Source organism: Crocosphaera sp. Alani8, assembly GCF_038442745.1.
Lineage (GTDB): Bacteria > Cyanobacteriota > Cyanobacteriia > Cyanobacteriales > Microcystaceae > Crocosphaera.
Genome location: NZ_JARVCN010000197.1, coordinates 1 through 6,249 on the forward strand (window position 1 = coordinate 1; position 6,249 = coordinate 6,249).

The window sequence follows — 6,249 nt, forward strand, 5'->3', positions numbered from 1 at the left end:
GTCTAGATTTACTATTCTTTCATTTTCTCACACCTCATTCCTGATTGCTATATATGAGTTGGTAATTTTTTATAAAAAAACCTATATTGTTGCAATTTATACGAAATAATGAAAGAGTAAGTATTATTTGATACAGACATCAAGTACAATTAAATAGTCAGACATAAATAAAGCTCACTGTATAAATATTTGTCAACATACTGGTAAGCATACTCCTGCCTTCTGCCCCCTGCCTTCTGCCTCTTCTCAACTGTAACGGTTATTTTTATACAGGTACTTAGTAGATAATAAAACTTCCCTTTATTTCCCTATTTTTCCACTTTATTAAAATAATTTTCTATAAATAAATTAGTAAAATTCTCTTTTTTCTGGGACTGAAGTACGATAGATAACCAGCTAAACTAAGATTGAAGGCAAAACGCAGTCAAAAAAGTCTACCGATTGCCTTTGTCCGACATCTACAATCTGTTTTTTGCAAAGCGTTTCCTTAAACAGATGTTTAGGTGTGAGGGGTCATTGTCTTGAGGGAGGAGTTGGTGTTGATGATAGTAATATTACCCCTCCTCTTTTTCTACTCAGACATTAATTATTGATTGACCCAAATTAACAGAAAAACATGAAAAAATTACCAGGACTTTGTGTTGCTCGTTCTCTAATCTTTTACGAAGTTACCATGTCTTTGATCCTAGTAGCCTTTCTTTGAGTAATTCTTAATTACCCTTATTTTCCTGCATCATTTTGACAAACTTCTCAAATAAATAGTCTGCATCGTGGGGACCGGGACTGGCTTCGGGATGGTATTGTACCGAGAAGAAAGGTAAGGTTTTATGGCATAAACCGGCCACTGTGCGATCGTTTAGATTGAGATGGGTGATTTCCACCTCTGCATCTAAGGAACTTTCGGTTACAGCAAAACCGTGATTTTGACTGGTAATCTCTACCTGTTGTTCTAGTCCACAGGGTTGATTTAAACCGCGATGACCAAACTTTAACTTAAAGGTTTCGGCACCTAGAGATAACCCTAAAATTTGGTGTCCCATACAGATACCAAAAGTAGGTTTTCCCTTTTGGATTAACGCTTGAACCGTACTAACCCCTTCCGTAACTGCCGAGGGATCACCCGGTCCATTGGACAAGAAAATACCATCAGGATTGTACTGCAAAATTTCTTCAGCAGGAGTTGCCGCAGGAACCACAATAATTTTGCAACCATAACTAGCTAAACGTCGTAAAATATTTCGTTTCACCCCAAAATCTATGGCTACAACTGTGTAACTTTCTTGAGAACTATCACCGTTGTTATTATTAAAAGCCCAATTACTATCGGTGGGGGTTGACCATTCATAAACCTCTTTGGTGGTCACTTCTTTAACCAGGTTTAACCCTGCCATAGAGGGAACCGATTGAACTTGACGCAACAATTCCCCTTGATCGAAGACTTCTGTAGAGATAATCCCATTCATCGCCCCCACAGAACGAATTTTACGGGTTAAAGCCCTAGTATCGATGCCGTAAATACCGACAATGTTGTGACGAATCAAATAATCTGGCAAGGACTCAGTAGAACGCCAATTACTGGGACGATGGGTTATGTTACGGGCAATCACCCCTTTAACTTGGGGTTTGTCCGATTCTTCGTCGTCTGGGTTAACCCCTGTGTTGCCCAACTCAGGATAGGTAAACGTGACCATCTGACCACAATAACTAGGGTCGGTTAAAACTTCTTGATATCCTGTCATTCCCGTATTAAATACTACCTCCCCCACCGTTGTTCCTTTCGCACCGAAGGATAACCCTTCAAAAGTTGTTCCGTCAGCTAACACCAATAAAGCGGGTTTACCCTTTGCCATTGCCATAATCATTAAGTTTTTGATACTAAGAAGGGATGGAACTTAGCGGTTAACGATACACTAGATCCAGCAATCCATTAAATCTTGATGTCCTAGTCACCTGTTGAGAATCGGTTTAACCCTAAGTTACTGGGGACAATTTTAGCAGATGTATCTGAGGTGTTAAGGTAGAGTTAAACTGCCAAAAAGGTAGGTATAATGCCATGAGTCCCAAGAAATTGACAGACGACGACAAACAAGAAATTCTTAATCTTTATCGTCAAACCCCGGAAACCACTTCTACCTTAGCTGACCGTTATGGGGTCAGTAGTTCCACCATTAGCCGTTTTTTGAAAAATACTCTCTCGGATTTGGAGTATGAAGATTTAATTCAACAAAAACGCTTAGCGAGAACCAGTAAGTCTCAAACTGAGCTAGAGAATATCGAAACTCCTCCCCCAAAATCAACAAAACCAATTATTAAAAAAGTTGAAGCTATTTCTCCACCAGAGACAGATGCCGTATCTGAAGTAACTCAGGAACAAACAGAGTCTGTGGAGTCTTCGGCTGAAAGTCCTACCGATAAACCCTCCTCAAAACCTAAACCGGTCAAGGTTAACAAGGACTTTCCAATTTTGGTTTCTCCAGAAAACGATGAGGATAAAGAAACCGAAGAATTAGAAGAGGTTAATGTCTTAGCTGTCGGAGAAATGCTAGGAGAAGAGTTGGACGATAGCGACGATGACTGGGATGACCAAGAAGATGAAGATGAGGAAGTAAATGAGCAAGATTACGACAATTCTTTGTCCACACCGACTGATATTCAGGTTTTGCCATTGTCTGAAGCTACCTTCCCGAAAACTTGTTATCTTGTGATCGATCGCTCTGCTGAATTAATCGCAAAACCATTAAAAGAGTTTGCCCATTTAGGTCAAATTCCTGTGGGTGAAGTGCAACAGAAAACTTTACCGATTTTTGATAACCATCGGGTTGCACGTCGTTTTTCCAATCGTTTCCAACGAGTTATTAAGGTTCCTGATGGTCGTCTTCTCTATAAAACCTGCTACCATCTGCAAGCTAAGGGAATTACTCGCATTCTCCTGGATGGTCAAATATATTCTTTGGTTTCCCATTCAGACTAAATTATCTTGAATCCAGAAAATGATGAAATTATCAGAAGATTGACGGAAATTCCAGTCAATATATTGATATAGCAATCAGTCATCAGTTGTGAGAATTTAAGTCTGAGGTATAGGCAAAAGTCAACAGTGAGCAGTGGTAACTGATAACTGATAACTGGGAAAGAAGATGTCTCATGAATCATTCCTTATTGCTATAGAAAGTCAAGAAAGCTGGTAAAATTTCAGTCAAAAAATAAACATTCTTTACAAATTAGAGGTAATTACTGAGTATTAGATAAAACACTTTACAAAACAATATAAGCAAAAATAAATAACAAATAAGTTTTCTAACAAATAGGAGTTAATCACACCAATCGGATTTTCTTAGCAGTAAAATTAGGACAAACAAACATCCTTGTCTTCTTGTTTTAGAAAGATAACTATAGAGGGTGTTGTTAATTAAACCATCGGGTTTATTACCTTTTATTAAGTCACCATCTTTGAGTGTGTCTAATCCTGCTATGAATATTAGTCACCTACTACGACGATATGAACAAGGGCATCGAAACTTCCCAAAACTCAATCTAACTGGGGAAGATTTATCCCGAGCTATGCTAATTTCTGTAAATTTAACTCAATCTAATTTAATGGGAATTAACCTTAGTCGGGGGTTTTTAACCAAATCTAATTTAAACCAAGCTAGTCTAAATTGGGGAAACTTAACTTACGCTAAAATGAGTGAGTCCCAACTAATTGAAACAGATTTGACAAAAGCTGATTTGACGGGAGCATTTATGGTTAAATCTGTTTTAATCAACGCTAAATTAGGGGGAGCTAATCTATCCTACACGAACTTACGAGCTGCTGATTTATCCTACGCCAATTGCTGTGGGGCTAATCTTCGCGAAATCAACTTACGAGAAGCGAATTTACAAGGGGTTAATTTTAATTGGGCTAATCTATCGCAAGCTCGTTTAAGTTGCACAAATTTGCAACAAGCGTCGTTTTTCGGCACAAATTTAAGTGGGACATTTATTAAAGAAGTTGACTTAAGCAATACAGATTTTGAACAAGCTAATTTTCGGGAGTCTCACCTTTGTTACAGCAGCTTACAAGGGGCAAACTTGCAAGGTGCAAACTTACAAGGTGCGACATTACGTTACAGTAGTTTGCGCGGGGCGAATCTGCGCGGGGCGAATTTAAGAGACACGGATTTAGAGGGGGCTGATTTAACTCACGCAGTGATTGAAAATGCTGATTTTACTAATGCGAAATTTAGCGACACTAAAGTAATTCAAACTAACTTAAAATCCCCAACCACTATATATAATTCTTCGGAATCAAAACTTAAACATAACCTGAATCGTCTTAGCTCTTTGGAACTTTTACACGCAGATATTGCTGTTTAATTAATAATACTAATTCTCAAAAGTGACTGGAGACTAGCTTTAAGTTAAATTTAGAAACTTTCTCTATTTACTTTTTGGTTGATTTTTTGCTTGCTCCATTGCTATTTCCTTCATCGCTTCAAAGGAATTTCGATTAGAAGTTCCTTCAATAGCTTTAACAGCTAAATCCTGTACTTGTTTAAGAGATGATTCTAACTGTTGAGATAGACTTTGGCGGCGAATTTCTTGGTTTTTGATAGTTTCTTCCAGTGCCAAAATTCTTAATTCATAGTTTTGTTTTTCTCCTTCTATTTCTTTGATTCTTAAGTCTAATTTAATTTTAGCTTGATAATTTCCTATTCCTTTTCCTTCTTCTTTCCCTTGTTTTGTTTTTTCTTCTAATTCTTGTTCCAGTGTTTGAACTTTAGCTTTTGCTACTTCCTGTTCTTTTTCTTGTTTAATGATATTATCTTCTCTTTCTTGCCATTGTTTTTCCTGAGTTTCTTGAACTTCTTTTAATTCTTGATATAAGTTTTGTTTTTCTGCTTCGTATTCTTCTTTATCAAGTTGTCTTTCCAGTTCTAAATTATAGCTATATTGTTCTTCATCTCGCTTTTTATTAGTCAAGTATTCTTGATCTCTGTCTCTAATTTCTCGACTATGATTTAGTTTTTCTTTGTGCCAATTTTTTTGTAATTCTTCGATTTCTCGGGTTAAGTTTTCCTGTTGTACGGTTAGTTCTTCTTGATTGGTTTTTGCTGTATTTTGATAATCTTCTACTAAATGGGATAGGGTATCGTTTTCAATTGTTTCTATTTCGTGCAATTCTGCTAATTCTGCTAATTCTTCTGTAGAAAATTTATTGAGTTCTGCTAATAAGTCTGCTTCAGTAATTAATTGCTCAGATAAATGACTAACTGCACTACCAAAATTACTTTGTAACTTTTCTAAGTTTTCAATAGTTAAAGTAATATTGTTGTTAAAGGTTTTGCTTTGAGAGTTCATATTTTTTTTCTGAGAGGAATTATCGGGTTTATTGTCTTGAGAGATACTTGAGTTGATAGGAGGCGTTTGCACTTTTTGTTTAACTTTTTTTTCTAATGCAGCTTTTTCTTGCATTAGTTCTTCGTAAGCTTCCAAAATTTGGACTTTTGTACTTTTAGAATTGATTTTTTGAGCCATGATTTTACCTCTTGATTAGTTAAAATTTCTACTTAGTTATTACCCTGAAATGCTCGTATTGCCAAGTCTTGTGCTTGATTGGTTGTGTTATGCAATTGAGTAGTTAGCTCTGAAACTTGTTCGTTATTCTGGTTGATTTTGGTTTCTAGCGATTGGATTTTTAATTCATATCCTTGTTTGCTTAACTCCCATTCTTTTTCCATTAAGTTGATTTTAACCTGAGCTTCTCTATCAGCAGTTTTAATAGCTTCTCCCTTAGCTTTGTTGTACTCTTCTTTGACTTTCTCCTCCAATTCTAAAATTTTTTGCTGATTTTTTTCAAATTCTTCTACTTGTTGATTGAGTAAATTTTCCCGTTCTTGCCAAGCTTTTTCTTTCGCTATGCTCAATAGCTGTAATTGTCTTTCTTGTTGACGTTTTTTCTCTTGATACTCATCTTGCTCAACTTTTCTGAGTCGTTGGGTTTGATATTGATGATTAGCTACTTCCTGTTCCCTTTGTTTATTGATTAACTCGCCCTCTTCTTCTATTCTTGTGGTAAATTCTTGGTTTTCATTTTCCCAATTGTTCCGAGTTTTTTCTTGTTCTTTTTCTAAAGATTCTTTTTGTTGACTATTTTCTTGTTGTAATAGTCTTAACTTCTCTCGGTATTCTTGATTTAATATATAAAGTGCATCGAAGCTTCTCAAAAAGTCTGGGGGGACTCGCCGAAAGTTAGGGGACAAAGAT

The 6,249-nt window shown here is 36.4% G+C and carries 5 protein-coding genes; 2 read left to right on the forward strand and 3 right to left on the reverse strand.

The genetic code is table 11. From position 1 onward, the window contains the following. Window positions 1-710: 710 nt before the first annotated feature. The gene (gene carA / locus P9B04_RS12595) at window positions 711-1,856 is read right to left on the reverse strand and encodes a glutamine-hydrolyzing carbamoyl-phosphate synthase small subunit (RefSeq protein WP_342055340.1); all 1,146 of its coding nucleotides are present in this window, start codon (window positions 1,854-1,856) and stop codon (window positions 711-713) included. A 197-nt stretch (window positions 1,857-2,053) separates the two neighbouring features. On the opposite strand from carA, the gene P9B04_RS12600 reads away from it, so the two are divergent. Both P9B04_RS12600 and P9B04_RS12605 read left to right on the forward strand, forming a co-directional pair. Further along, window positions 2,054-2,971: a transposase gene (locus P9B04_RS12600; protein ID WP_342055341.1), complete on the forward strand. Its 918-nt coding sequence runs from the start codon at window positions 2,054-2,056 to the stop codon at window positions 2,969-2,971. A gap of 500 nt (window positions 2,972-3,471) precedes the next feature. Continuing rightward, a complete protein-coding gene (locus P9B04_RS12605; protein WP_446718000.1) occupies window positions 3,472-4,359 on the forward strand; it encodes a pentapeptide repeat-containing protein in 888 nt (295 codons plus the stop codon). Between the two features lie 63 nt (window positions 4,360-4,422). On the opposite strand, the gene P9B04_RS12610 is transcribed toward P9B04_RS12605, so the two are convergent. Then, on the reverse strand, window positions 4,423-5,520 hold the full coding sequence (locus P9B04_RS12610; RefSeq protein WP_342055343.1) for a hypothetical protein: 1,098 nt from the start codon (window positions 5,518-5,520) through the stop codon (window positions 4,423-4,425). 32 nt (window positions 5,521-5,552) lie between these two features. After that, window positions 5,553-6,249: hypothetical protein (locus tag P9B04_RS12615; protein ID WP_342055344.1), on the reverse strand; the 697-nt coding region annotated here is incomplete at its 5' end.

What these genes read in the sequence shown, in the direction of transcription:
- carA (WP_342055340.1), bottom strand. Translation starts at nt 1,856, where the DNA reads ATGGCAATGGCAAAGGGTAAACCCGCTTTATTGGTGTTAGCTGACGGA.
- P9B04_RS12600 (WP_342055341.1), top strand. Translation starts at nt 2,054, where the DNA reads ATGAGTCCCAAGAAATTGACAGACGACGACAAACAAGAAATTCTTAAT.
- P9B04_RS12605 (WP_446718000.1), top strand. Translation starts at nt 3,472, where the DNA reads ATGAATATTAGTCACCTACTACGACGATATGAACAAGGGCATCGAAAC.
- P9B04_RS12610 (WP_342055343.1), bottom strand. Translation starts at nt 5,520, where the DNA reads ATGGCTCAAAAAATCAATTCTAAAAGTACAAAAGTCCAAATTTTGGAA.